Source organism: Mesorhizobium sp. YR577 (assembly GCF_900116595.1).
Classification (GTDB): Bacteria; Pseudomonadota; Alphaproteobacteria; order Rhizobiales; family Rhizobiaceae; genus Mesorhizobium_M.
The window spans coordinates 105,578-131,506 of sequence record NZ_FPBI01000013.1 but is presented as its reverse complement, the minus strand read 5'-3'; the positions used below and the strand labels follow the sequence as shown (position 1 = coordinate 131,506).

Annotated in this window: 24 protein-coding genes; 8 read left to right on the top strand and 16 right to left on the bottom strand. The window is 61.2% G+C overall.

All coding sequences use genetic code 11. The annotated features are described in order from the left end of the window. Positions 1–119: 119 nt before the first annotated feature. The 9 genes from BM413_RS19695 to BM413_RS19655 all read right to left on the bottom strand — a co-directional run bounded on the left by BM413_RS19695 (position 120) and on the right by BM413_RS19655 (position 8,696). Positions 120–950, bottom strand: coding sequence for an isocitrate lyase/PEP mutase family protein (locus tag BM413_RS19695; protein ID WP_091916177.1), 831 nt, complete (start codon positions 948–950; stop codon positions 120–122). A 2-nt stretch (positions 951–952) separates the two neighbouring features. Continuing rightward, positions 953–1,630 (bottom strand): 3-oxoacid CoA-transferase subunit B, encoded by a 678-nt coding sequence (locus BM413_RS19690; RefSeq protein WP_091916176.1) that lies wholly within the window; start codon positions 1,628–1,630, stop codon positions 953–955. Positions 1,631–1,640: 10 nt separating this feature from the next. Next, the gene (locus BM413_RS19685; protein ID WP_210188943.1) at positions 1,641–2,333 is read right to left on the bottom strand and encodes a 3-oxoacid CoA-transferase subunit A; all 693 of its coding nucleotides are present in this window, start codon (positions 2,331–2,333) and stop codon (positions 1,641–1,643) included. After that, entirely contained in the window at positions 2,333–3,484 is a 1,152-nt protein-coding gene (locus BM413_RS19680; protein ID WP_175544365.1) for an ABC transporter ATP-binding protein, read from the bottom strand. Before BM413_RS19680 ends, BM413_RS19685 begins: the two co-directional genes overlap by 1 nt. Further along, on the bottom strand, positions 3,481–5,232 hold the full coding sequence (locus tag BM413_RS19675) for an ABC transporter permease (RefSeq protein WP_091916170.1): 1,752 nt from the start codon (positions 5,230–5,232) through the stop codon (positions 3,481–3,483). Before BM413_RS19675 ends, BM413_RS19680 begins: the two co-directional genes overlap by 4 nt. Next, on the bottom strand, positions 5,229–6,230 hold the full coding sequence (locus tag BM413_RS19670; protein ID WP_091916168.1) for an ABC transporter substrate-binding protein: 1,002 nt from the start codon (positions 6,228–6,230) through the stop codon (positions 5,229–5,231). Before BM413_RS19670 ends, BM413_RS19675 begins: the two co-directional genes overlap by 4 nt. Before the next feature lie 37 nt (positions 6,231–6,267). Further along, entirely contained in the window at positions 6,268–7,053 is a 786-nt protein-coding gene (locus BM413_RS19665; protein ID WP_091916166.1) for an enoyl-CoA hydratase/isomerase family protein, read from the bottom strand. 233 nt (positions 7,054–7,286) lie between these two features. After that, a complete protein-coding gene (locus BM413_RS19660; protein WP_091916164.1) occupies positions 7,287–8,078 on the bottom strand; it encodes an alpha/beta fold hydrolase in 792 nt (263 codons plus the stop codon). Between the two features lie 12 nt (positions 8,079–8,090). Beyond that, positions 8,091–8,696, bottom strand: a complete 606-nt coding sequence (locus BM413_RS19655) for a glutathione S-transferase family protein (RefSeq protein WP_091916162.1) — start codon at positions 8,694–8,696, stop codon at positions 8,091–8,093. 125 nt (positions 8,697–8,821) lie between these two features. Here BM413_RS19655 and gcvA point away from each other — a divergent pair, with 125 nt between their 5' ends. Beyond that, complete coding sequence (gene gcvA, locus BM413_RS19650; protein WP_091916160.1) at positions 8,822–9,724, top strand: transcriptional regulator GcvA; 903 nt, start codon at positions 8,822–8,824, stop codon at positions 9,722–9,724. Here gcvA and BM413_RS19645 read toward each other — a convergent pair. After that, positions 9,717–11,258 carry an acetolactate synthase large subunit gene (locus tag BM413_RS19645; RefSeq protein WP_091916158.1) on the bottom strand — a complete coding sequence of 514 codons (1,542 nt, stop codon included), beginning with the start codon at positions 11,256–11,258 and terminating at the stop codon, positions 9,717–9,719. The genes gcvA and BM413_RS19645 overlap by 8 nt on opposite strands. A gap of 246 nt (positions 11,259–11,504) precedes the next feature. On the opposite strand from BM413_RS19645, the gene BM413_RS33160 reads away from it, so the two are divergent. After that, positions 11,505–11,936 (top strand): nuclear transport factor 2 family protein, encoded by a 432-nt coding sequence (locus tag BM413_RS33160; protein WP_175544364.1) that lies wholly within the window; start codon positions 11,505–11,507, stop codon positions 11,934–11,936. Positions 11,937–11,943: 7 nt separating this feature from the next. Beyond that, positions 11,944–12,789, top strand: coding sequence for a fumarylacetoacetate hydrolase family protein (locus BM413_RS19635; RefSeq protein ID WP_091916156.1), 846 nt, complete (start codon positions 11,944–11,946; stop codon positions 12,787–12,789). A 58-nt stretch (positions 12,790–12,847) separates the two neighbouring features. Here the strand turns inward: BM413_RS19635 and BM413_RS19630 are convergent, their stop codons facing one another. From BM413_RS19630 to BM413_RS19615, 4 genes are all read right to left on the bottom strand, one after another. After that, on the bottom strand, positions 12,848–14,281 hold the full coding sequence (locus BM413_RS19630; protein ID WP_091916154.1) for an NAD-dependent succinate-semialdehyde dehydrogenase: 1,434 nt from the start codon (positions 14,279–14,281) through the stop codon (positions 12,848–12,850). Positions 14,282–14,307: 26 nt separating this feature from the next. Next, positions 14,308–15,477, bottom strand: a complete 1,170-nt coding sequence (locus tag BM413_RS19625; protein WP_175544363.1) for a CaiB/BaiF CoA transferase family protein — start codon at positions 15,475–15,477, stop codon at positions 14,308–14,310. Next, a complete protein-coding gene (locus BM413_RS19620) occupies positions 15,474–16,391 on the bottom strand; it encodes a CoA transferase (protein WP_175544362.1) in 918 nt (305 codons plus the stop codon). The genes BM413_RS19625 and BM413_RS19620 overlap by 4 nt, the downstream gene beginning before the upstream one ends. 357 nt (positions 16,392–16,748) lie before the next feature. Beyond that, positions 16,749–17,693, bottom strand: a complete 945-nt coding sequence (locus tag BM413_RS19615; protein WP_091916148.1) for a LysR substrate-binding domain-containing protein — start codon at positions 17,691–17,693, stop codon at positions 16,749–16,751. Between the two features lie 186 nt (positions 17,694–17,879). Here BM413_RS19615 and BM413_RS19610 point away from each other — a divergent pair, with 186 nt between their 5' ends. From BM413_RS19610 to BM413_RS19595, 4 genes are all read left to right on the top strand, one after another. Next, complete coding sequence (locus BM413_RS19610) at positions 17,880–19,049, top strand: thiolase domain-containing protein (RefSeq protein WP_091916146.1); 1,170 nt, start codon at positions 17,880–17,882, stop codon at positions 19,047–19,049. Continuing rightward, on the top strand, positions 19,049–19,447 hold the full coding sequence (locus BM413_RS19605; protein WP_091916144.1) for a Zn-ribbon domain-containing OB-fold protein: 399 nt from the start codon (positions 19,049–19,051) through the stop codon (positions 19,445–19,447). Before BM413_RS19610 ends, BM413_RS19605 begins: the two co-directional genes overlap by 1 nt. 241 nt (positions 19,448–19,688) lie before the next feature. Further along, positions 19,689–20,648, top strand: a complete 960-nt coding sequence (locus BM413_RS19600) for an alpha/beta fold hydrolase (RefSeq protein WP_091916142.1) — start codon at positions 19,689–19,691, stop codon at positions 20,646–20,648. Between the two features lie 83 nt (positions 20,649–20,731). Next, positions 20,732–21,754, top strand: coding sequence for an ABC transporter substrate-binding protein (locus BM413_RS19595; RefSeq protein ID WP_091916140.1), 1,023 nt, complete (start codon positions 20,732–20,734; stop codon positions 21,752–21,754). 356 nt (positions 21,755–22,110) lie between these two features. Here BM413_RS19595 and BM413_RS19590 read toward each other — a convergent pair whose 3' ends face one another. Next, positions 22,111–23,748: an ABC transporter substrate-binding protein gene (locus tag BM413_RS19590; protein WP_091916139.1), complete on the bottom strand. Its 1,638-nt coding sequence runs from the start codon at positions 23,746–23,748 to the stop codon at positions 22,111–22,113. A gap of 144 nt (positions 23,749–23,892) precedes the next feature. Between BM413_RS19590 and BM413_RS19585 the strand changes: the two genes are divergently transcribed. Further along, positions 23,893–24,792 (top strand): LysR family transcriptional regulator, encoded by a 900-nt coding sequence (locus BM413_RS19585; RefSeq protein ID WP_091916138.1) that lies wholly within the window; start codon positions 23,893–23,895, stop codon positions 24,790–24,792. A gap of 45 nt (positions 24,793–24,837) precedes the next feature. On the opposite strand, the gene BM413_RS19580 is transcribed toward BM413_RS19585, so the two are convergent. Continuing rightward, positions 24,838–25,710, bottom strand: coding sequence for a phytanoyl-CoA dioxygenase family protein (locus BM413_RS19580; protein WP_091916137.1), 873 nt, complete (start codon positions 25,708–25,710; stop codon positions 24,838–24,840). Positions 25,711–25,929 lie beyond the last annotated feature (219 nt).

Sequence of the window (25,929 nt, the reverse complement as noted above, 5' to 3'; positions counted from 1 at the left end):
CATCGAAGGCTGCATCTGCGTCAAACGACGAAAAATCGTCCGCACGATGCGCATGGCTCAAAACAGGGTTCAGATGAAAATAGGCGCGCAAGTGGACCGCGCGCGGTATCTTTATCTCGCTATTTCAAGAACTTATCAATGAGTTTTTCGTAGCGCGCCGTCTCGTTGTAGCGATCCATGAAATCGTCCGGCGGCCCTTGCTCGGCAACAGGCGACCCGCGCGAAGTCTGGTAGGATTTCCAGGCAGCCGCGAGCGCCGCAGGCAACACATGATGTCCCTGAAGACACACCCGCACGCCGAGCGATGCAAGGTCTGCGGACGCAAGTTCGCCCCGCGCGGCGCCAAGCACCAACGGCAGCTTCGTGGCGTTGCGGACGGCTTCGACTTCGTCGATTCTGCGGATGCCAGTCAGAAAAATCCCGGAGGCACCGGCACCTGTATAGGCGCTGGCTCGCTCCACCAGATCGTCGATCTCGCCTTGCCTGACCATGGTCCGCGCAAGGATGGCGAAATCCGGATTGCGGCGGGCGGCGACGGCGGCAGCGATTTTCCCCGTCGCCTCCTCCACTGACAGCAGCGTCGGTTCGGTGACGCCGAAGGGATAGGGCAGAACCGTATCTTCCAGCGAAATCCCCGCCACCCCGGCAAGCTCCAGTTCCTCCACGCATCGCATGACATTCAGCGCATTGCCGAACCCATGGTCCGCGTCGACCATCAGGGGTATTGGTGCATTTCGGCAAATGCGCCGGCACAGCCCCGCCAGCTCGTCCAGCGTCAACAGCGCATGGTCCGGCGCTCCGAGAATAACAATTGCTGCCACCGAGCCGCCGAGAACCGCCAGTTCAAATCCAGCATCCCCGGCCATGCGCGCCGTCAGCGGATCGAAGACGGAGGCCGGGTTCACGCACCTGTCACCTTCAAGAATGGCGCGGAAACGAGCGTCTGCCATGTTCAGGCAGTATACAGAGGCGCGCCGGTCGCGGCCTGCGCCTTGTCGAGCGTCACGCCATCGGCGAGTTCCAGAACCTTGAAACGCCCGTCGACTATCTCGAACACACCAAGCTCGGTGTAGACGCGATCGACAGCGCCCGGCGCCGTCAGCGGATATTTGCAGCGCTCGACCAGTTTCGGTTCCCCGTCACGCGACATGTGCTGCATCAGAATCCACACCCGCTTTGCCCCGACGCCGAGATCCATGGCCCCACCGACCGCCGGCAGAAGCTCGTCGGAACTTGTTGTCCAGTTGGCAAGGTCGCCGTTTTGCGCCACCTCGAAAGCGCCAAGGACGCAAAGATCGATATGGCCGCCCCGGATCATGGCAAAGCTGTCGCCGTGGTGGAACAGCGAAGCTCCGGGGACGAGCGTCACCGCCTTCTTGCTGGCATTCACAAGCCAGGGATCGGGAGCCTCCGATACGGGCGCCGGGCCCATTCCGAGAATGCCGTTCTCGGAATGGAAAACGACCTCCCGGTCGTCCTCGATCATGTTGGAGACACGGGTTGGCATGCCGACCCCAAGATTGACGTACCAGCCCTCCTGAATGTCGCGCGCCAAACGGCTGGCGACGGCATCCCGATCCGTCTTGTCGGCATCCGCACGAACCGGGCCTGGGTTCTGCTGTTGGTTCATGTGCCCTCCTTCATGCCTGCTGTTGGGCCGCGAGAAGATTTTCCACGCGGCTTGCAATTTGAACGACACGGTTCACGAAAATCCCGGGCGTGACAACGGAATTCGGGTCCAGCGGATCGGCGGACACGGCGTTCGCCTGGACGATCGTCAGCTTTGCGGCCATTGCCATGATCGGATTGAAGTTGCGGCCGGAGCCCCGATATTCGAGGTTGCCCCAGCGGTCGGCCTTCCAGGCCTCGACAAGGGCGACATCGGCATGAAGCGCCCGCTCCAGAACATAGGTGCGCCCGTCGAAGTCGCGGTGTTCCTTGCCCTCGGCAAGCGGCGTTCCGACGGCGGTCGGCGTGTAGAAGGCCGGAACGCCCGCACCTGCGCAGCGTATCCGCTCGGCGAGCGTTCCCTGCGGTACCAGCTCAAGCTCGATCTTTCCGGCCAGATACAGTTCCCGAAAGACCGTCGATCCCTTCGGAAAGGAGCAGACGATCTTGCGGACCAGACCGAGATCCATCAGCCGCGGTATTCCGGTCTCGGCGCTCCACCCCGCATTGTTGGCGACGATGGTCAGATCCCGCACGCCCAGCTCCGACAAGGCATCGATGAGGGCATCGGGTTGTCCGACGGCGCCGAAGCCGCCGATCATGACGATCGAGCCGTCGGCAATGCCCTCCAGCGCTGCGGCCAGCGAGGCGACGCGCTTGTCGATCATGCGGAATGCCTTTCGTCGCTGAGACCCAGAGCCTTGTCCGGGCTGAACTGGACCGAAACCCTGTCGCCATCGTTGAAATGGGTATCAGCGGCTTGATGCACCTGGATTCGGCTTCCCTTCAACTGCACCGCGTAGCGCACGACGTTGCCGAGAAAGCCCGACGAGATGATCGTGCCTTCCAGCGTGTTGAAGCCTTCGGGTGCCGTCCCGCCGGGTGCTGCGAGGCGGATCGCCTCCGGCCGGATCGAAACGGCGATCTTGCTGTTAACGCCGACGGCATGGGGAAACCAGTTCTTGACGGTTTCGCCGCTGTCGAGCTGGATCGAGCGATAGTGTCCCGACGATGCTGCTTCCGTGAGCCTGGCCGGCAGAAGATTGGTCGCGCCGACGAACCCCGCGACGAAGGCGTTTTTCGGCCGATTGTAGATGTCGCGCGGCGGCCCCATCTGCTCCAGCACGCCGGAATTGATCACCGCGATGATGTCAGACATTTCCAGAGCTTCATGCTGGTCATGCGTCACATAGATGGTCGTGATGCCGATCTGCTTCTGCAGGCGCTTCAGCTCGTTGCGCATCTCGTCACGCAGCAAGGCGTCGAGATTCGACAACGGTTCGTCCAGGAGCAGCAGGCCCGGATGGCGGACAATCGCACGCGCCAGCGCCACGCGCTGCTGCTGGCCACCGGAAAGCTGCGTGGCGGAACGATTTTCATAGCCGGCAAGACCGACCGTCGTCAGAGCCTCGCGCACCATTTCCGATATTTTGGCCGCTCCGAGTTTCAACTCGCGGCGCACCCTCAACGGAAATGCCACATTCTCGAAGACGGTCATATGCGGCCAGATCGCGTAGGACTGGAAGACCATGCCGATATTGCGCTGGTTGAGGGCGAGATTGGAGTCCGACGCCGCGTCGAAGAAGGTCGTCGACCCGAGCGCCAGCCGTCCTTCGTCCGGCACCTCGAGCCCGGCGATGCAGCGCAGCGTCGTGGTCTTACCGCAGCCGGATGGCCCGAGAAGCGTGAAGAAGGTCCCAGCCTTCAGCGAGAAGCTGATGGGCTTGATCCCGCCGCCGGGAAATTTTGCGTTGTTGGACCAATAGGTCTTGCTGAGGTTGGTGACCTCTAGAGTCGAATTGTTCAATGCGGTCACAACGCACCTTCTGATTTGGAATCTTTTCGTGTGAGCATGATCAGGACGCCTGCACAGCATGACATCAGGATCGTCCAGATGATGCCCAGGGCAGCGACCTCGCCCGGTTGACCGTTCGTCCATTGATCGAACATGGCAACGGCGATCGTCTTCGAATTGGCGCTGGCAAGAAGCACGGCGATCGAGAGTTCCTTGGAGGCCAGCAGGAAAATGAACAGCCAGCCCGCAATCATCGCCGGAGACAGCAGCGGCAGCACGACACGCCGAAAGATCGAGAGCTGCGTCGCGCCGGAAATACCGGCCGCCTCCTCGAGCTCGCGATGGATCTGCATCACCCCCGGCTGGGCGTAACGCATACCGTAAGGCATGTAGCGAATGATGAATGCGATCGCGATCAGCCAGATCGAGCCGTAGAGCCCGAAGGGCGTGCGCAGCGCAAGCTGGATCATTGCCACACCGAGCACGATACCGGGGAAGATGATGGGCATGCTGGCCAGTTGCTCGATCAGTTGCGAGCCCGGCCATTTGCGCACTGAAAACCAGGCGCCCAGCGCTGTGAGGGCGGTAACGACGGTGGCGACAATCGCGGCGATCAGGATCGTGTTCAGCGCAAGATGCAGATAATAGGGATCGCTCAAAACGACGATGTAATTCTTCAGCGTCAACGTGTGCAGCGCCTTGAGCTCGAACGCCCGGACGAAGGGCGTGATGGAATTCCAGAGCATGGCGATCAGGGGCAGCACCAGCACGACCAGGAAGTTGAGCAGGATCACTGTGCCGCCGACCCAGCGATACCGTCCGAGGTCGAAAGGCCGAGGCCGGAAACCCTTGCCGGTCACGCTGGCGTAGCGGTCGGCGTTCTTGGTGATGCGGCCGTAGAAATAAAGCAGCACGGACACGAAGACAATCAGGATGACGGCGAAGGCGCTGGAGTGCCCCAGGTCGGGCGGCACGCGTGTCATCGCCAGATAGACGTCAGATGTCAGCAACTTCACGTTGCCGGGCGTTCCCAGAAGGACAGGCACATCGAAGGCTTCGATGTTGCGGATGAAGATGAAGATCGACAGCCCGACAAGAGCAGGCTTGGCGAGCGGCAGTGAGACGCGGCGAACCGTGTCGAAGACCGATGCGCCGGACATGCGGGCTGCTTCCTCAAGGTCGGCGTTCTGCCGCTTGAATGTCGCGCCGCAAAGCAGAAAGACCAGAGGAACCCAGAGCAGCCCTTCGACCAGAACCATGCCGGGGATGGAGTAGATGTTGACGAGCACGTCGCGGGAGCCCGTCAACGCACGCCAGGTGGCGTTGATCGGTCCGGCGCGCCCGAGCAGGAACACCCACGCACTTACGTAAAGGATGGCAGGCGTTCCCAGCGAAATCACCGTCGTCGCATAGGCGAGGCTTTTCATAGGCGCGTTGGTGCGCTCCACGATCCAGGCCACGCTTGCGCCGAGGATCAGCGAGAAGGCCGTCGCCAATGCTGCAAAAACGATCGAGTTGAAGCCGCTGCGATAGAGCGCCGGATCGGCCAGCAGGTGACTAAAGTTTACAAGGGAATATCCAGCGTCGGGATTCGCATAGTCGACCAGGCTCGTCTGTATGAGCATGACGGCCGGTGGAAGCACGAAGATGGCAAGCACTACCGTCAGCAACACGACCGGCAGATAAAGGCGCGCACCCCTGCCTCGCCAGGTTCCGGTCTGGCGGGTTACTACCCGCCGGACGCCGTTGTCGATCGCCACTTGGCTCATTTGAACAGCTCGTCGTAGACCTTGATCCACTCTTTCAGGTGCTGTGCGACCGCTTCAGGGGTAAGCGCGTAGGAGTCCGGATTGCTGTCCTTGTTGCGGATGGCCGGATTGGCCGGGATATATCCAGCTTTAAGCAGAACCTCCTGCCCTTCGTCGGAGAGAACGTAGTCTATGAAAAGCTTGCCCGCATTCGGATGGGGCGCCTGCTTCATGAGAAAGATCGGATCGGATGTTCCGGTGACCATCGGCTTGAGCGCGACCCATTTGACCGGCGCCCCCTGTTCGGCGCTGATGTCGCTGTGGTGGCTGAACGTCGCGAGAGCGAGCGGATATTCGCCGACGATGACCTGATCGAGCACGACGCGCTGGTTTGCCGGAACATTGATGATTTTCTGCTTCGAAAGGGCGCGGAGATATTCCATGCCTTTCTCCTCGCCCATCACGCCGAGCACGGTGCCGATGAAGCCGGGAGGGCCGCCCTGGGTCATCGAGGTTGCCCACGCGATCTTGCCCGTGAACTCCGGCTTCAGCAAATCCTCGTAGGTCTTGGGAGCATCGGCCTCGTCGATCAATTCGGTATTGTAGGCCGGAACCAGGAAGTTGACGACATGGGCGACCCACTTGCCGTTCGGGTCCTTTAGCTCGGCGGGATAGTTTGCCGCTGAATCTGGAATATAGTCCGCAACCTGACCGGCGCTGATAAGGGCCCCGACCGTTCCGCCGCCGTGATGGACGTCAGCCTGCAGCTTGTTGACCTTGATCTCGTCATTGATCCTCATGAGGAGATCGGCGACCTTGCCGGTCACCGCCTCGACCTTCACGCCTGGATACTTTGCCTCGAAAGCAGCCGCCAGCGGCCGCACCGCCTGGTCCTGGACCAGAGACGTGTACCAGACGACCTTGCCTTCCTTCTTCGCGGCGTCGATGAGCGCCTGATCGGCAGCGCTGGCGGAACTTGCCACGAGCATTGCCAGGATTGCGGCTGCAGCCAACTTCATTGTCTTCACGATGTCCTCCTCCCTTGATATGGTTTGTTTATTCGCCGACGTAAATCGGCTTTCGTTTTTCGGCGAAAGCCACTCTCCCCTCGATACGATCCTTCGTGTCGCGCATGATGCCGAAGGTGATGCGTTCCATTTCCAGCCCTTCCGACAGAGGAAGGTTCGCACCCTGATGGACCAGGGCCTTCACAGCGCGCACGGCGAGTGGTGCGTTGGCGGCGATCTCTTCTGCCAGAGCAAGTGCCTCATCCATGAGCGCTGCCGGCTCGACGATCTTCGACACGAGGCCGATCCGCAGTGCCTCGGCGGCATCGATGCGGCCGCCGCCGAGCAGCATCGGCATGGCATTCGTCAGGCCCACCAGGCGCGGCAGGCGTTGGGTGCCACCGCCTCCGGGAATGCTGCCGACCCTGACTTCCGAAAGACCGAAACTGGCTGTGGAAACGGCTATCCGAATATCGCACGCCATCGCCATTTCCAGACCGCCGGCGACCGCAATGCCATTGATTGCGCAAATGACAGGCTGCGGGATCGAAAGCACCCTGGTGGTCGATTCCGTATCCTGTTTCGAACCGGCACCGAACGCCTGCTGGGCAAAGCTCGTCTTGGGAGGCATTGTCTTTTTGAGATCGGAACCGGTGCAGAAGGCTCTTTCGCCAGTGCCTGTCAGAATGACCACACGCACCGCATTATCCGAACCGATGCGCCCGAACACCTCGCGCAGTTCGGTTCTCGTCTCCGGATCGATGGAATTCAGCGCTTCCGGCCGATTCAGGGTCACGATGGCGATGTGACCTCTGATTTCACTCTCAACAGGCATTCAGTCCTCCCGCATGCGACGCCCGTGTCTCCGGGGTCATGCCGGGCGACCCTGCTTTACCGTCGCCGAGGCGTCAAACGAGGTTTTTTGCCCGACGGGTTGAGTTTCAGTCGACACGTCAAAAAGACCCGCGCGGCGGCCAGGACAATTCTCTTTGATGCATCAGCTCCTTAGCCCGCTCGTACGTTGTGGCGCTGACGGAGCACAGTGCATCAAAATCGTGCGACTGCCGTTCAAGCGACCGCCGCGAAAAAATCCCGCAGACACTCAGCGACCGGATCAGGGGTTAACGCCTGCATGACATGGCCGCTTTCGACGACCGCAAACCGTGCGTCCGGCACCTGTGCCGAATAGGCCTGAACCATCTCCGGCGTGCGCGTCTGGTCATGGCGCCCGGCCAGAAAGAGCGCCGGGCAGGCGATCCCCGAGAGGTCACTCGCCATGTCCATCGTTGCGACCATCCGGTAGAGTGCCGCAAAGCTCTCGGGATCATTTCCGAGCTTGCGGCAGCGCACCGCGTTGACGCGTTCGGCATTGTCCCGCAGCAGCAGTGGGAACGCTCGGTCCCAGCTGCTGTCACCGACCGTCCGCACGCCGAGTTCGATCAGCCGATCGCCGGCAGCGATCGTCTCGTCGCGTTTTCCGGCCGCAACACCCAGAGCCGGAGACAGCGCCGCAAGCGCGACAAATCGGGCCGGCTGGCGGATGATGGCGCGGATCGCGATCGCGGCACCGACGGCGCAGCCGGCAATCGAGAGGCCGTCTTTCCAGCCGATGCGATCCAGCAGAGCTAGCAGGTCGGATGCGAGATCGTCGATGCCGACCTCGCCGCGGATCTTTTCCGACAGCCCTGCGCCGCGCGTGTCGTAAGTCAGGATCTGATAGTCCGGCGCGAGATGGTCGGCGACCTCCGTCCAGCTTTCAAGCGTTCCGCCCATCTCGTGGACCAGGACGAGGCGACGCGTACCCGCCCCGGACAGGCTGTATCTCAGGGCAACCCCGTTCACATCCGCAAAGTCGATCATTCCCGCCGCCCTTCAGGCCTTGAAAGTGGTTGCACGCATGGAGGGCCGAGCGCTCATGTTTTCGTACCAGGCGGCAAGTGACGGACGGCCGTGCCGCCATGCATCGTCCTCGAAGCGGAAATCGATATAGGCGAGAGCGCAGGCGACAGTCAGTTGACCGAGTTCGACAGGCATCTGCATCCAGCCGCCGGCATTCGTTTCAAGCGCGTCCAGACCCCATCCGACCTTGATACGAAATGCACCGCAGAGATCGTTCTCGACACCGTTTGTGCGATTGCGTTCGACCAGGCGCTTGAGCAGCAGATCGAGCATGGAGTGCGCCGTCGCATGTCGTGTCAATATATCCAGACGACCAGACGTACCGTTGAGCAGCCACGAGGCGTCGGCAAGCGAGGCGAGATAATCGCAGATGACGAAGGAATCATGCACGATGCGGCCATCGTCCGTGACCAGAGTGGGAATCTGGCCGAACGGATTCGGATTGATGGGATCGCGCTCCAGCTTTCGAATGGCGACCGAAATGTTCTCCCGTTCTATCCGATCCGTAAGACCCAGCTCGTGGGCCACAAGCATGACCTTGCGCACATAGGGCGACCGCTCAGAACCGATCAACCGCATGAATGCCTTCCTCCGTCGTACAAATTATCGTTGAGTTCTTCTCAACCCATGCTAAGGCAAGAGCCCTGAAAGAAAAGAATTTTGTTCGCCGTTGAGCGAGAATTTCTCACAGGGAGGATTACACCATGGCATGGAGACTTCCGCCGCTGAACGCGATCCGTGCCTTCGAAGTCGCCGCGCGCCATTCAAGCTTCACGAAAGCCGCCGACGAACTTTTCGTCACGCCGGGCGCAGTGAGCCGTCAGGTGCGCGGCCTTGAAGAACATCTTGGCCGGCCGCTCTTCGACCGCAATTACCGCGAGGTCGCCCTGACCGACGCCAGCCGCACCTATGCCGGCGAATTGTTCGATGCCTTCGCCCAGATCGACAAGGCGACGCGCACTTTCGCAGCACACACCGAACAGCGAAAGCTGAGGGTCTACGCACCGGTGACGTTCGCGCTGCGCTGGTTGATGCCGCGCCTCGGCTCCTACCACATGCTGTTTCCCGATCAGGGCATCAGCATTGCCAGCCAGGGCCTTGCGCCGGTCGATCTCGATGCGCTCGATCTCGATGTGGCGATCCGGCTGGCAGGCAGCACGCCCAATACGGTTGCCGAGAAGCTCTTCGAAGTGAAGCTGGTGCCGGTTTGCAGCCCGGAGTTCGTCGAGCGGCATAAGATGTCGCGCGTCAGCGATCTCGCCGACTTGCCGCTTCTCCATTCGGTGCGGCGGCGGGAGGACTGGCAGCGCTGGCTTCAGTTTGCCGGCTCCGAAAGGCTGGCGGCGGCGACGAACGTATTTTTCGAAAGCTCGTCGCTGGCCTACCAGGCTGCCCTGAGCGGGCTTGGAGTGGCGATCGCCATGCACGCGCTGGTCGAGGACGATATCGCGGCGGGCCGTCTCGTCGTTCCTTTCCCACAGAGCTATGCCGACGGCACGACGTTCCACGTCGTTTACCCTTCCACGGCCCAGACGGATGACGCGGTTCTCGGCTTTTCCGAATGGATCAAGGGCGAGGCGGCGAAGAGTTCAGCCCGGCTCAAATGACAACCTCCACGAGGTAAGGCCCCTTCATGGCGAGACCTTCCCGCACGGCGGCGACGAAGCCATCGATGTCCGTCACGCGCCGGCCATCGACTCCCATGCCCTTGGCGAGGCTCACCCAGTCCAGCGCCGGATTGCCGATATCGAGCATGCTGAGCGCGGTCGGCCCCGGATTGGGCAGGCCGACATTTGACAGTTCGTCGCGAAGAATCTTGTAGGACCGATTGGCCCAGACAAGCGTCAGCACGTTCAACTGTTCCCGCGCCTGCGTCCACAAGGCCTGAAGCGTATACATGCCGCTGCCGTCGGCCTGAAGATTGATCACCTTGCGGTCCGGGCAGGCGACGGCCGCACCGGTGGCAAGCGGAATGCCGATGCCGATCGCACCGCCGGGAAGATGGAGCCAGTCATGCGGCGGCGCGCCTGCAGTTGCCTTGTAGAGGCTCCGGCCGACGGTGATGGATTCGTCGGCCACGATCGCACCTTCGGGAAGGAGCGCGCCGAGTGCTGCGGCGATCGAATCGGGCGTGATCGCGCCGCTCGGCAGTTCCGGGCGGTCCAAGGACTGGAGCGGCAGATCCTCGAGCGAGGCGCCGGTTTCGGCGAGCAGCGCTTCCAGGCAATCCTCGATATCGTCGTGAACGCTCGCGAGATGGATGATGTTGCAACCTGGTGCCGTCGTCACGCTCGGGACGTTGGGATGGGCGAAGAAGGCGACCGGCGGCTCCTCGCCGACCAGGATGAGTTGGCGGACGTCTTCCAGCGCCTTGATCTGCTGGCTGGCTGGATTGGGCAGGCGCTCGACGATGGCAGTTCCGACGCCGCGCTCGACGCGAGGGTTCCGTCCTATCGTGGCGATGCGCGCGCCCGTCTTGTGCGCCACCGCAGCGGCAAGTGCGAGCGGTCGACGGCGCGTTGCCTCGTTGCCGGCGAGGATCATCGCCCTGCCCTCGGCAAGGGCAGCGGCGGCTTCCCTGATCTTTTCGGACGAAACCTTGGCGCGCCGCGGCGGTTCGATAGCTGCCGCAACCTGCCCACCTTCGCCCCAGGCGGCATCCGCCGGCACGATGAGGGTGGCGACCTGCCCCATGCCCGTGCGTGCCGATGCCAGCGCCTCCGCGCCGTCCTGACTCAACGTCTGGGACGAGGATGCGGTGTGGATGCTGGCGGAGACAGCGCTGGCAATCGACCGGATATCCGAGGTCAGGGGCGCATCGTATTGGAGGTGGTAGGTGGCGTGCTCGCCGACGATGTTGAGGACGGGACTATGGGCCCGTCGCGCATTGTGCAGATTGGCAAGACCGTTTCCGAGCCCTGGCCCAAGGTGAAGCAGTGTCGCCGCCGGCTTGCCGGCCATGCGGGCATAACCGTCTGCAGCGCCGGTAACGCCGCCTTCGAACAGACACAGCACGCAGCGCATGCCCGGCACCCTGTCGAGCGCGGCAACGAGATGCAGTTCGGATGTGCCCGGATTGGCAAAACAAACCTCGACGCCGCTCTTCACAAGCGTTTCGATCAGACTTTCGGCGCCGTTCATCTCGGACCTCCCCTAAACCATGCGCAGGAAAACACTCCCGCCGCCGCAGATGCGTCGGACACGTTCCGGAGCCGAAGGATCGACCACCGTCGACCGCAGTGCCGGACGATGCCTTTTCCGCACAATTGGGCCGAGAAGGTCAAACGAGTAATTCGCAAGAGCCGGTTGCGAATTACTCGGTTGACCCGAAGGACCCAAGCCGCGCTCATTCCGGCCCATCGACAAACAGACTGCGGAGGAGAACCAGTGGAAACCACGGACGCACCCCTGGCCGAAAACGAGATCAGGAAACAGCTTTATCGGTTCTTTCTGGCGCTCGACGAACGCCAGTTCGACACGATGACCCAAATCATGACACCGGATGGACTCTGGCGTCGCGCCGGCATTGAGATTCGCGGCGGCGGCATGCTCCTTGAAGTCATGGGAAAGAGAGGCGCGGACCGTCACACCCGGCACATCCTCTCCAATATGATCATCGACATGGAGACGGCTGAGGCGGCAACGGCTCGCTTCTACTCCACTGCCTGGGTCTATGTCGGAGCCCCCGACGAAAAGGGCGTCTGCCCGATCGACATCCCGAGCAGCATCGGCGTCTACACCGCAAAATTCGCTCGCACGGAAAAGGGCTGGCAGATGGCCGATCTGCGCTCGAAGCCTGCCTTCAAGCAGCAGAAGTGAGAGACCGATGAAGTATGCAAGCTATACCGTCGATGGACGGGCATCATGGGGCGCGATCGATGGCGATATGGTCCTGGATTTCGGCGCAGCAATGCCCGAGTATCCGACGCTCGTCGATGCGATTGGAGCCGGGCTGAGTTCCGGCCTCGACCTGCCGAGCGGCGCCGCCAAACTGGCCCTCTCTTCGGTCACGCTCGGCCTTCCGATCCCCAATCCGCCAAAAATCCTCTGCGTCGGCCGCAACTATGTCGATCATGTCGCGGAAGGCGCCAACAAGGAACTGCCCAAGCATCCCGGCCTGTTTGCGCGCACTGTGACGTCACTCACCTCGCACGACGGATCGATCGTCCGGCCGAAAGCATCCGACAATCTCGATTTCGAAGGCGAACTCGCGATCATCGTCGGAAAGAAGGGGCGCTCGATCTCGCGCGAGGACGCCCTTGACTATGTGTTCGGCTATACCTGCTTCAACGATGCGACACTGCGCGATTTCCAGGAGCGTTATTCAGCACTCGTCGGCAAGAACTTTCCCTCGACCGGCGGCTTCGGCCCGTGGATCGTGACGGCGGACGAGATCCCGGATCCGAATGCCGATCTGGAGCTGACGACCCGGCTGAATGGGCAGGTCATGCAGCATTCTACGACCGGAAAGATGATCTTCGACGTGCCGACGATTCTCGCCTTCATCTCCGTGTTCACATTACTGGAGCCGGGCGACATTATCCTGACCGGAACGCCGGAAGGCATCGGCCGGGCACGCAATCCACCGGTCTGGATGAAGCCGGGCGACACTATCGAGGTGGAGATCGAACGCATCGGCACGCTTCGGAACATGATTGTCGACGAACCATGACGACATAGCCGGCTAACAAAGAGACTGTCGGGAGAAGCTCCCGGCGGTTTCTTCGTTTTCAGAATGCAGCGTGCGAGACGAACTTGATCGTCTGATAGGCCTCGACCGCCTCCAGGCCGCCTTCCGACCCGTAGCCCGAATCCTTGACGCCGCCGAACGGTGTTTCCGGCAGGCCCAGCCCGTGATGGTTCATGGACAGCATGCCGGTCTCGACCTCATTTGAAATCCTCTGCGCCTTTTCCGCCGAGGACGTGTAGGCATAGGCTGCGAGCCCGTAGTTCAGCCGGTTCGCCTCGGCGATGGCATCGTCCAGGCTGCGGAAACTGCGCATCAGCGCAAGCGGGCCGAAAGGCTCTTCGTTCATGGCAGCCGCGTCCGTAGAGATGTCCGCAATTACGGTCGGTTCGAAGAAGTTGCCCTTGTTGGCCATACGCCGCCCGCCGGTCTTGATCTCGGCGTTGTTTGCCTTGGCATCCGCGATCAGACGCTCCATCGCTTCGATGCGACGCGGATTGGCAAGCGGGCCCATCGTCGTCACAGTGCTCATTCCATCGCCGACGCTGACGGCCTGCGCCTTGGCCGTGAAGCGCTCCACGAAGGTCTCGTAAATGTCCTCCTCGACGAGAAACCGCGTCGGTGAAATGCAGACCTGACCGGCATTGCGATATTTGGCGCCGGCAAGCCGCTCAATCGCCTTGTCGAGATTGGCGTCGGCGCAGACAATTGCCGGCGCGTGGCCACCCAGTTCGAAAGTTCCTCTTTTCATGTGGCGGCCGGCCAGTTGTGCCAGACCCTTGCCGACAGGGGTCGACCCGGTAAAGGAGACCTTGCGGATAAGGGGATGTGCGATGAGGTGGCCCGAAATTCTGGCGGGATTGCCGAAGACAAGCGACACGACGCCGGCCGGCAAGCCTGCATCCTCGAAGCATTTGACCAGTGCTGCGACGGAAAACGGTGTTTCCTCCGCGCCCTTCAGGACGATCGTGCATCCCGCTGCCAGGGCAGCGGAAATCTTTCGCGTGCTCTGCGCTATCGGGAAGTTCCATGGCGTGAAGGCGGCGGTCGGCCCCACGGGTTCCTTCCTGACGGTTTGCGTCACGCCACGCGCGCGACTTGGAATTTCACGGCCATAGGCCCGCCGCGCCTCTTCCGCGAACCATTCGATGAGGGCGACGGAATTTCTGATCTCCATGCGGGCTTCCGCCAGCGGCTTGCCCTGCTCGCGCGTCAGCACCGGGGCGATTTCCTCGATCCGTTCGGAAAGCTTTCTGGCGGCTGCCTTCAATATGTTGCCGCGCTCATAAGCCGATACGTTGCGCCAGCTAGAGAATGCGCGCGATGCCGCTTCTACCGCGCGATCGAGATCCGCAATTTCTGCGACGGCGACACTGCCGAAATTTTCGTTAGAAGCCGGGTTCTGCACGTCCAGGGTTTCTTTGCCCTCGCCATCGGTCCAGTGTCCGTCAATAAACAGCTTGGCTGTCGTCGACATGTCTAACTCCCTTTGTGATGTGCTGTTCAGCCCGTGACGGACTTGCCCATGCGAGCCGTATCGCCCTGCCTTGGCTCCGGCGCCTCGATGACGCCTTTTCGCAGTAGCTCGGTGATTTCATCGAGCGAATAGCCGCCGACCTCACGCAGGATGGCGACGCTGTCTTCACCGAAATCCGGGGCTGCGCTAAATGGCGGCGACCCTTCTTCAAGCTGAAAGGGAGTTCCCTTAAGCGGCAGCCCATCAGGCGCGCGCTCGATAGCGCCGGCCCACTCCTGCGCAGCCAGAACCTCTTCACCCCGCCGGGACAGGGCAGCGGCCAGGCCTATCCCTTGGAGTTCGGCAACGGCGTTAGCCGACGCCCGAGCCGCGATCCAGCTGGCAAGTGAGCGGCGAATATCGCGGCTGCTTCCCGTCAAGGACGCGAGCTTCTCGACCTCGTCGAAACCGACGGAGACGGCAATCCACTTGCCATCGGCCGAAAGAAGGCAGTCCTGAAAGGCAAACGCTTCGTCGGCATTGCCCCTGCGCGGCGTATCGGCCTCGGAGAAGCTTTCGCCGATCATGAAGCTGGTCAGTTCCCGCTGTGACAGGTCGAGATGGACGCCGCCGCCCCGCTGCTTCCGTTCGACGATAGCGGTGCAGATCATGCCGGCGGCGAAGATGGCGACGACCTGATCCGGATAGTTCAGGTCCACGCCGCTAACCATCGGATCGCCGCCTTCATATCCCGTCAGCCATGCCATGCCGGCAACGCCCTCCAGGGTCGATCCATAGGACACGTCCATGGCGTCGGGACCGGTTTCCCCCTGACTGGAAACAGAGGCCAGGATGATGTTCGGGTTCGCCTTGCAGAGCGCCCCATAGTCAATGCCAAGCTTCTCCAGGACGCCGCGGCGAAAATTCTCGACGACGATATCGCTCCGGCCGACCAGGCGCAGGAAGCACTCCCGCCCTTCCGCCATTTTGAGATTGACGGCGAGCGCCCGCTTGCGCCGGTTGGTGGCACGGTAGTGCGGCGACGGCTTGTCACCGTCTTCCGGCTGCATCGACACCCAGACGCGAAACGGATCGCGATAGGTCGGCGATTCGATCTTGATGACGTCAGCGCCGAGGTCGGCCAGTATGGCCGATGTCGCCGCGCCCGCGGTGATGATCCCGAGATCGAGGACCCGGATTCCCGACAGAACGCTCATGGCGCCGGGACCGGACCGGGCATGAACACCCGATCGCCCCAGCTGACCGGCACGCGCGGCACCTTGACGGGACCGTCGGCGCCGTCGATCGTGTGAAACACTCTGCGCTCCAGATATTGCGGACATTCTATGATTTCGGCAGGCGAAAGCACGGGACCCATAGGGATTCGATGGGCCCTTGCGAAAGCAATGATTTCAGCGCGCGTCATGCTGAGAAACCGCTCCTCCGCGAGATCGGCGATCAGGGCCCCCTGCCGCTTTCGGTTGGCACGAATGTTCAATTCGGGAACGTCGAGAAGCGGATTTCCGATCAGCTTTTTCACGGCCTCCCAGTCGGCTGCGCGATAGACGAACGCGACCCAGCCATCCCTACAGCGCAGGACCTGCCACTCCGAGTCGCGGCCTTTGCGCGAAGGCGGGATGTCCCCTTCATGGGCGACCACAAGGCTTTTCCAGTTCAGCCAGGTAGCAACGTCGAGGAGCGAGACCCGCGCCCGGCCGCCCCGGCCTCCTGCCAGCAGCGCCGCCATCGCCGTGTAGGCGGAAAGGCCGGCCGCGTAGTCGAGCTGCGATCCCGCCAGCCGCAGGGGTTCGCGACCGGGATCGCCGACGATATCGAGCAGCCCTGCCGAGGCCATCAAAGTGAAGGCGCTGGCCTGTCGTGGGTCGACGCCTTCCGGCAGAAGGCTGATGGCGACATGCGCTGGCCCTGGCGGATATTCGATTTCGCCGCCGCAGGTGATGAGCGCATCGGCAGCACTGATCTCGGCTTCGATATCGCTCAACGTTCCAACGTGTACAGCCTTTCCGGCCGTCAGGAACGCGCTGCCGAGGCGATTGTCTTCCGCGCCATCGCCGGTCACACAGACGACCTCGGCGCCGAGATCGGCGGCGATCCTCCCACAGAGCGCCACCGCCCGCCTTAAAGAAATCGCGCTATCAACACATGCAATTTCAAATACTCTCTTTCCTCTCAGCGGCTTTACTGCGGAAACATCAAGCATAATTCAGCTTTTCGCGGCTGTATCTTACCTGCCGGAAGAAGATCTTCTCCAAGTTCGTCGACATGAGTTTTCCGTAATTTCCGTTTGCGGGAAGGCACGCTTCTGTTGCTCGCGCCAATCATTTCTTCGATCACGGCGAAGTGTCAAACGACGAAAATTCAACCTGATATTGATATCTGTGCTGCCGGACCCCGCCAGCGTGAGAATGGGCATGCGGCGGCAAGATTTCGGGCCGCCCGCGTCATTTCGGACGGGCTCATTGCCTGATCAGCCGTCTGACTTCGAAATCCGCTCATAATCGGAAGTAGCTTGCTGCACGGCCACCTTGTGATCCGCAGCCTGCTTCATGATCCAGCCGTGGAGTTCTTCGACCTTCCGCGTCCGACCCTGTGGGCCCCAGATGAAATTGAAATTCTCGTTGTCGGCGACAATGATCCTGAACGGCGTGACGAGCCGCCCGGCCTTAATATCGTCGAGGACGAAAGCAACCTGTCCCATGGCGACGCCAAGACCTTCGATCGCCGCCTGGTAGGCCAGAGCCGAAGAGCCATGGAAATTGCCGGCGGACGCATCCACATCGGTGGCACCGACCGCTGCGAGCCAGTCCGGCCAGTGCGATGGACGAAGAAGGGAGTGGAGAAGAGGAAACCGCGCCAGATCGCTCGGTTGCGAAAGTGCCTCTCCTGCAGCAAGCAGCGCGGGGCTGCAGACAGGGACAAGCTCGTTGGTGATCAGATGTTCGTATTCGAGATCGGTCTGCGAACCGTCGTTCAGCTGGATGAAGGCATCGACATCGCTGCCGTCGATCAGGCGTGGCGGCGGGAGCGCAGCCGTCATCCTCATCAACCATTCAGGATGCAGCGCATGAAAATCAGGCAGGCGCGGCACCAGCCAGCGCAGGGCGAATGTCATCGAGCAGGAAAGATTGAGCTCGCGATCCCGCTCGAAATTGAGCAGCTTGCCGGTGGCGTTTTCGACCCGCTGAAACGCGTCCGAAAGAGCCCGCGTATATTCGAGGCATCGCGAGGTCGCGACCAGCGCGCCTGCCTTGCGCTCGAAAAGCGTCAGACCGAACGTCTCCTCGAGATGCTTGATCTGGCGGCTGATCGCGCCAGGCGTGACATGCAACTCTTCGGCGGCGCGGGTGAAGCTTGCGTGGCGCCCCGCAGCCTCCAGGGCGCGCAATGCATTGAGCGGCGGCAAGCGTCTCAAAGTCCAACTCCCATTCCCAGCTATGCACGATGTTCTAGATCAGAACCGGTCAAAAGAGAAACGGCTCTCCTGTGAGAAAAGCTCAACCGAAGATCGATAAAGCAGCGTTTGAACTATCGCCTCCCCGAGCCTAGTTTGCGGGCGCCCTCGCCGGTGAATCCGCATAACATTTTTCCAGGAAACCTCATGCCGCGAAAAGCCCTTGCCTATATAGCCGGTGCCTACGAGCATCCGCTGCGCAACGCACCGGACACGTCGGTCGCCCAGTTGCATGCCGAGGTCGCTGCCGGCGCGCTGGCTGATGCCGGCCTGTCCAAGGACGACGTCGACGGCTTTTTCTGCGGCCCCGACGCGCCAGGCACCGGCCCGCTCTCGCTCGCCGACTACATGAACCTCAACCTGCGCCACGTCGACACGACCAATACATCCGGCTCGTCCTACCTCATCCACGTTGCCCATGCGGCGCAGGCGATCGCTGCCGGCAAGTGCAATGTGGCGCTGATCACGCTGGCTGGCAGGCCGCGCCAGGAAGGCAAGAGCAAGGGCGCGTTGAAGCGGCAGGACAATCCCAACCAGCCCGACTTCGAATGGGAAAACCCTTTCGGCATCCAGATTCTCGGCGTCTACGGCATGGTCGCGCAAAGACACATGCACCGCTATGGAACGACGGCGCGTCAGATGGCCGAGGTGAAGGTGGCGGCCTCGCATCACGCGCAATTCAACCCACACGCACTTCTACGCGATCCCGTCGCCGTGGACGATGTCGTCAATTCGCCGCTCGTCGCCGATCCGCTTCACCGCCTCGACTGCTGCGTGGTGACCGACGGCGGCGGCGCGCTGATCGTGACGCGGCCGGAAATCGCCAAAAGTCTGAAGCGCCCGCTGGTCAAGGTTGTCGGCTGCGGCGAAGCCCCCATGGGCCAGGCCGGCGGCTATTTCGAAATCACGGACACGGCCGCACAGCGCTCCGGCGCCACAGCCTATGCACAGGCGGGTGTGACGGCAAAGGACATCAAATACGTCTCGCTCTATGACAGTTTCACCATCACCGCGATGCTGCAGATCGAGGATCTCGGCTTCTGCGAGAAGGGAACGGTCGGGCGGTTCGTCGAGGATGGGAACCTCATTTCCGGACAAGGCCGGCTGCCGTTCAACACCGATGGCGGCGGGCTCTGCAACAACCACCCGGTCAACCGGGGCGGGATGACGAAGGCGCTCGAGGCGGTGCGGCAGGTTCGCGGCGAGGCGCATCCATCCGTGCAGGTGCCGAACTGCGACCTGGCGCTCGCCAATGCGATTGGCGGCCAGCTGGGCGTCCGCCATGCAAGCTCAACGCTGATATTGGAGAGGGAATGATGGCCGACTTCATCAATCCGGAGCCGACACCCGCGCCCGACACAATGCCGTTCTGGGAGGCAGCACGGGAGGGGCGTTTCCTAATCAAGACCTGCACCAGCTGCGGACGCGCGCACTGGTATCCGCGACCGCTCTGCCCCTTCTGCTTTTCCGCCGAGACCGAGTGGGTGGAGGCATCCGGCAAGGGTGAAATCTATTCCTACAGCTATATGAGACGGGCGGCAGCACCCTACATCATCGCCTATATCACCCTTGAGGAAGGGCCGACGATGATGACCAATATCGTCGACGCGGACATCGCTGATATCCAAACCGGGCAGAAGGTCGAGGTCGTCTTTCGCAAGAGCGACGGAGACTGGCTGGTGCCGTTGTTCAGACCGGCAGCCGGCGCGATATAAGCCGACCCGTAACGCCCGGACGGTCTGAGCGGCCAGCCATGATCCTCCATGCTTGATCCCCGTTCAACGCCGCGTGGAGTTTTTCTGCGTTGACGGCACTGGCAAACAGGACGCCAATCCGAGGGGCAAGAAACGTCGATAAACTCTTCAAACAAGTCAGTTCGACCGGGCCGGCCCGATCGAAGCTGCCGTCGTTTCTCTATCATTGCCGTCGAGCCGAACCGTCCAGGGGGGATCAAAAATGAGAGACCAGAAACCGCACGGGCTAAACCGCCGCACATTCCTGTCCACCGCCGGAGCCCTTGGAGGAGGCGCTCTCGCCATGCCGATCATGGTCAGCGCGACCATTCCCGCTCAAGCGCAGGATTGCACGGCATCCGTGTCTGCCCACGCTATCCCGAAAGTTGCCATGCCAACGCCTGCCCCGGCCACCGACGCGGTGGCCAAACTGTCGGCGGTAGGGCTCTGGTACACCGATACCGGCGGCGACGGCGTACCGGTAATCTTCCTTCACCCGGCCACAGCCGCCGGAACCGTCTGGGGTTACCAACAACCTGTTTTCGCCGCAGCCGGATACCGTTTCATTGCCTATTCACGCCGCAGCTATTTCGGCTCCGAAGCGGGGCCGGCCGAGACCAAGGCCACCGACGCCGACGACCTTCTCGAACTGCTGGATTCCCTTGGCATTGAAAAATTTCATGGCGTCGGTGTCGCGGCCGGCGGCATTCGGCTCGTCGATTTCGCGCTCTCCAATCCGAAGCGGCTGGCTTCCATGGTTCTGGCCTGCACAACCGGCGGAGTGACCGATCCCGAATACGAAAAGATCAGCGAGCGCCTGCTGCCCGAAGGGTTCGCCGCCATGCCGGCAGCCTTTCGGGAGCTGTCCGCGTCCTACCGCGTCAGCAATCCGGACGGCACCAAAGCATGGGAAGCAGAGGTCGAGCGGGCCATTCCCGAAAAACGCATTCGCCTGCGCAACAAGAACAGCATCACCTGGGAAGGCATCGCCGGGCTTGCCATGCCGACACTGCTGATAACCGGAGACGCCGATCTCTACATGCCGCCAGCCGTGCTCGAACTCTTTGCCGAACACCTGCCGCACAGCGAAAAACACGTCATCGATGGCGCCGCTCACTCCGTCTATTGGGAGCAGCCCGATATCTTCAACAAGCTGGTCATCGGCTTCATCAAACGGGCTTGACCACGACGAAACCAGCATGAGTCAGATCGAAATGCGAGGCTGCTGCTGGATTAGGAAGCCGCCTCGCCTCTTGGGAGGAGATAATGATCGCCAAATTTCTCGCGGCCGCGTCTGTGGCCGCCTCGCTGGCATGCGCGCCGTTTTCAGCATTGGCCGCCGATCCCGACCTCGTGGCCAAGGCCGAAGCCGAGGGCAAGGTTCTCTGGTACAGCAGCCTTCTGGAAAAGGAGGCGGTGAAGCCGCTCGTCGATGCTTTCCACGCAGAATATCCCCGCGTGAAAGCCGAATACATCCGCTCCACCGGCGCCGAGATGGCCAAGCGCATCATTGAGGACCACAAATCGGGCAGCGCCGTGGCCGACGTTTTCGACGGTTCGACCACCGTGGCGGAAATCGAGCCTCAGGGTCTGATCGAGCCTTATCTTCCCGCCGCGGCGAGCGACATTCCTGCAGCCTACCGCGATGCAAAGAACTTATGGACCGCGCAGGTCGTCTATTTCACGACCGTCGGCTACAACACCGACCTCGTCATAGCGGACGAAGCCCCGAAGAGCTATTCCGATCTGCTCGACCCCAAATGGAAAGGCAAGATTGGCTGGGCGACCAATGGCACGGCGAGTGGCGTCGGCTTCGTCGGCAACGTGCTTGACCAGATGGGCAAGACGGAGGGAATGGCCTATCTCGAAAAACTCTCCGGCCAGGATATCCGTTTCATAAAGGGCGGCGGAAACGAAACCCTCCAGGCGGTGGCCGACGGCGAAATCCTGATCGGCCTTTCGATCTTCAACCATCATACGCTGATCCAGAAGAAGAAAGGCGGCCATGTCGCCTGGGTCAAGATGGAACCGCTGCTGAGCTTTCCCAACCCGATCGGCCTGCTGAAGGATGCGCCCCATCCCAATGCCGGAAAGCTGCTGATCGAGTTCATCCTTTCGGAAAAGGGCCAGAAGATCCTGCGCGATTCCGACCATGTCCCGTCGAGCGATCTCGTCGATGCGCCTGACCCTGAGGTCAAGCACGGTTTTGCCGCGAATTTCCTGAGCCCCGTGCGGCTGGCGCAGGAACAGGACGGCTGGAAGAAGATTGTGGATGAGCTCTTCCGTTAAGCGTGCTGGGTCGCACCACAAGCGGGCGGCTCCGCTCGCACCTCGGCGCGAACTGTCCCTAAAAACGGGAAAGTCGCTTGAGGCTAAAGCATCTTATCATTTGCCCCCTGAGATGTAGCCTCTCACAAGTTGGAGAGGATAACCCATGTGCCAGACTCGGAAGCAAGACGGAGGGAGTGCATCCCAATCGGATTCCAACTCGGAGAATCGTTGCGACGGTATATGCTCGCTTTGCCCACGGAGCGCTGACTCTCCGATGCTAACGCATGAAGGTGAAATATCATCCAATCGACGGAAAAACGGCCCCGGAAGCGCGCCTTCGGAGCCAAGCAGAGTTAGATAGGGTCGTCAAAAATTCAGCCAAGCCAGGTCTGGTCGAAATGCTGATCGTAGGCCTGGTGGATCTGGTAGCCCATCACGTTAGGCCGCATGTGAGCAAACAACTTGCGCCAGAAAGGCTGCACGATGATGCCGGACTCCTGCAGGATCTTCTGCAGGTCATGCATTAGCGCCTTGCGTTCGTCTGAGTCTGCAATCGAGTTCGCCTGCTTGACCTTGGCATCGAAATCTGGATCGGAAAACCCACTCTCGTTCCAGGCCGTTCCAGACTGGTAGGCCAGCGCCAAGGTCTGTATGCCGAGCGGACGTGCATTCCAGTTGGTCGTCGAGAAAGGATACTTGGTCCAGTCGTTCCAGAACGACGATTCCGGGATGACCGTCCGCTTCACTTTCAGTCCGGCATCGCGCATCTGCTGGGCAATCACATCGGAGCTTTCCTTACGATAGTCGGCATCGACCGAAATCAGCTCGAACTCGTGGTCAAGTTGACCGGCTTCGGCAAGTAGCGCCTTGGCCTTCTCAGGATCGCGCTTAATTGCGGGCAACTGGGCATAGTCGGGATGCATCGGCCCAACGTGATGGTTTTCGGCGACCGTGCCATAGCCGTTCGCCCCAAGCTGTAACACCACCTCGTTGTCGATCGAAAGCTGGATCGCATTGCGCACACGCTTGTCGTCATAGGGCTTGGCGTTGACATTGGTGCGCGCGACAATGGTCGTGGCGGTAACGATCTCGGATTTTTTCAAGCCGAGATCGTCCAGCATCGCGACATCGGCGGTCTGGGTCTGGCCATTCAGATCGATCTCGCCGGATTCGAAGGCCGAAATGGTCGCCGCCGAATCCGTCCCGTAGTCGATCCATTCGATGCCGTCGAGCCAGACTTCTCCACCCCACCACGACCCATCCGGGCGGCGGCGCACCGAGGCTTTTACGCCAACATCGATGCCGGTCAACTCGAACGGGCCTGTGCCGATCGGCTGGGCCGAAAGCAAGCCGCCCTTTTCCTCGAAACTGCGATGAACGATCAGTGCCGGGTAATCCGTCATCGCCGGAATGATGGTGATATCCGGACGCGATAGCTTCAGCACAACAGCGTGATCGTCCTTGATGACGATGGCGCCCTCGATGGCCTTTTTGGTTTCCGGATCGATGAGAGCCGACATGCGCCCGCCCATCGAATTGCCGGGAGCGTCCTTCTCGCACCAGCGGGTGATGTTGAAGGCCACGTCTTGAGCGGTGAAGTCGTCGCCATTCGACCATTTCACGCCTTTTCGGATGTTCAACGTATATTCGGTGGCGTTCTCATTGATGGTCCAGCTCTCAAGGAGCATCGGACGGAAAGTGAAATCGCTGTTCCAGCGCACCAGCGGCTCCAGGAACTGCATGGCGATATTGCCCATCTGCGACGTGCTGAATTTGCGCGGGTCTTCCAGCGCCATGACCTGCATTGCCACACGCAAGGTTCCGCCTTTCTTGGGGGTCGATGCCTGCGCAATGGCGGGAACCGGCAGCGCCAGTCCGGCCAGCGCGTAGGCGGCAGCCGCACTCGCTCCGAAGGCACTGGCCAGGCTGAGGAATTCGCGCCGGTCCATTGCGCCGCCTTTCAGGTCGCGCACAAATTTCCCGATTGCCGGGTGGAGGTCTTCTGATTTCATGTCATGTTCTCCCATTGTTGATTTCACGTCTGAAACTGGTCGAATCCTGTTTCACATCGCACTCCCCCACTGCTTATTGTGTGTTTTGAGAACGGTGGCCGAACGGGAAGACCCGCGGCGACCTGTCGATCTGAGGGGGCGACAATGAATCTGCTGACAGCCATGAAGGTTTTCGACCGCGTTGCGCTTCTCGGCAGCCTGACGGCGGCAGCCGAGGATATGGGCATGTCGACGACGGCGGTCAGCCGCTACATCAAGGAGCTTGAGGACGATCTTGGCGTCAGGCTGATCAACCGGACGACGCGCCGCCTGAGCCTCACCGAAGCCGGCAGGGAATACGGCACTCGCGCCCGCGTGCTGCTCGACGACCTCACCGAATTGCGCGATTCCACCCGTGGCCTGCACAGCGACACGCGCGGACTGATCCGCGTGTCGTGTTCCAACGTGCTCGGTCATACCCGCATCACCAGGCTCGTGCCCAAATTCCTGGAAGAAAACCCGCTTGCGGCAATCGAGCTCCATCTCACATCGCGTTACGTCGTCGGCATCGTCGAGGAAGGCTTCGACGTCGCCATCCGCTTCGGCGAGCAGAACGATTCCGCGCTCATTGCCAAGCGTCTCGGCGAGGTTCGCAATTATGTCTGCGCCACACCTGCCTATCTGAACGGGAGAGGACGGCCGAAGCATCCAGGCGAGCTTGCCGGTCACTCCTGCGTCCTCAGCAATTTCGCAAAACGCCTGGGCACCTGGCCGTTCCAGGGACCGGAAGGCTCGTTCAGTGCTCCCGTTCGCGGGCGTGTCTCCACCAACCACATCGAGGCCGCATACCAGATGACGCTGGCCGGCTTCGGCATTGGCAATCTGCCGAGCCTTCTCGTCGACAAGGCTATCGCGGCGGGAGAACTGGAGGTTCTCCTCGACGAGTTCCAGCCGGATTCCAGCCCGATATATGCGCTCTATCCGCACCGGACCTATGTCGCGGCCAAAGTGCGGACGTTCGTCGATTTCCTCATGCGTGAACTTTCCCCCGATCTAATCGCGTGAAAGCCGCGCCAGAAATGACGCGGCTTTCTGCCGGCTGTGTTGACGTCAGTTCCACCACTGGGTGGTGTCGTAGAAAGGCCCCGGATTCTCGAAAAGCTGGTCGTATTTGCACAGCTTCGGTTTGTCGCCGAGCGGCATCGACTGCCCGTCCTTGAAAGCCCATTCGCCACGCTGCGTCGTATCGGCCCGCACATAGCTGGACAAGGCAAAGGCACGATCGTGCTGCGACGTGTTGGGGGCCGAACCGTGAACCGTAAGCAGGCTCCACATCGCCAGATCGCCCGGTTCCAGTTCGAGCGATACGATGGAGGATGGATCAATACCAACGGCTTCCAGCTCCGACTCCGCCGTCAGCCCCTTCATCAGCTGGCCGTGGCCTTCATCCGACAGGCCGAGATAGCCGAGCTTGTGACTGCCGGGCACGACCTGCAGACAACCGTTCTCCTTCGTGGCGCGATCCACTGCCAGACCTGTCGTTACCGTCGCCTCGACGATGTTGTCGAAATCGGCCTGATTGCGGAAGCGGATGTCCTGATGAAAGCGATAGCCCGTCACATTGGCGCCCGGCGGCTTCCAGTGAAGCTGTTGCGCGATCTGCCTGATGTCGCGGCCGATCAGGCTCTCAAGCAGCTTGAGATAGTCCGGATTACGGCGAAATTCTTCGAAATAGCGGTTGACCCAGGAGAACCAGTAGGCCTGCAGCACATAGCGTTTGCCGAACTGTGCCTCGGGCAGAATCTGGAAATTGAGGTTGCCATGCCGGAAGGTGGCATGATGCTTCAGCCCCTCCTCGTAGACAGCTTGGGTTTCCTTTTGCAGCCGCTGCAACTCGTCGCCGTCGACAAAACCGCGAACGATCGCATAGCCCTCCTCGCGGTATTGTTCGGCGGCTGCCTTGGCCTCTGCTGTGGTAATCATGTCGATCCTTCTCCCGTATTCGATGGCCGGAGAATATCGACGGAGCTCGAAACGATAAGCCGCTAAAACCGCAAACTACTCTGCCGATTTTCGGGAAAATGTGTCGTTATTCACGAATGGCTCAAGCATGATAACAGCAAGGAATGCTCATCCCAACCGTGCCCCGAAGCGATGTCGTGGCAACCGGATTAGGGGCGATCAACCTCTCCACGCGAACCG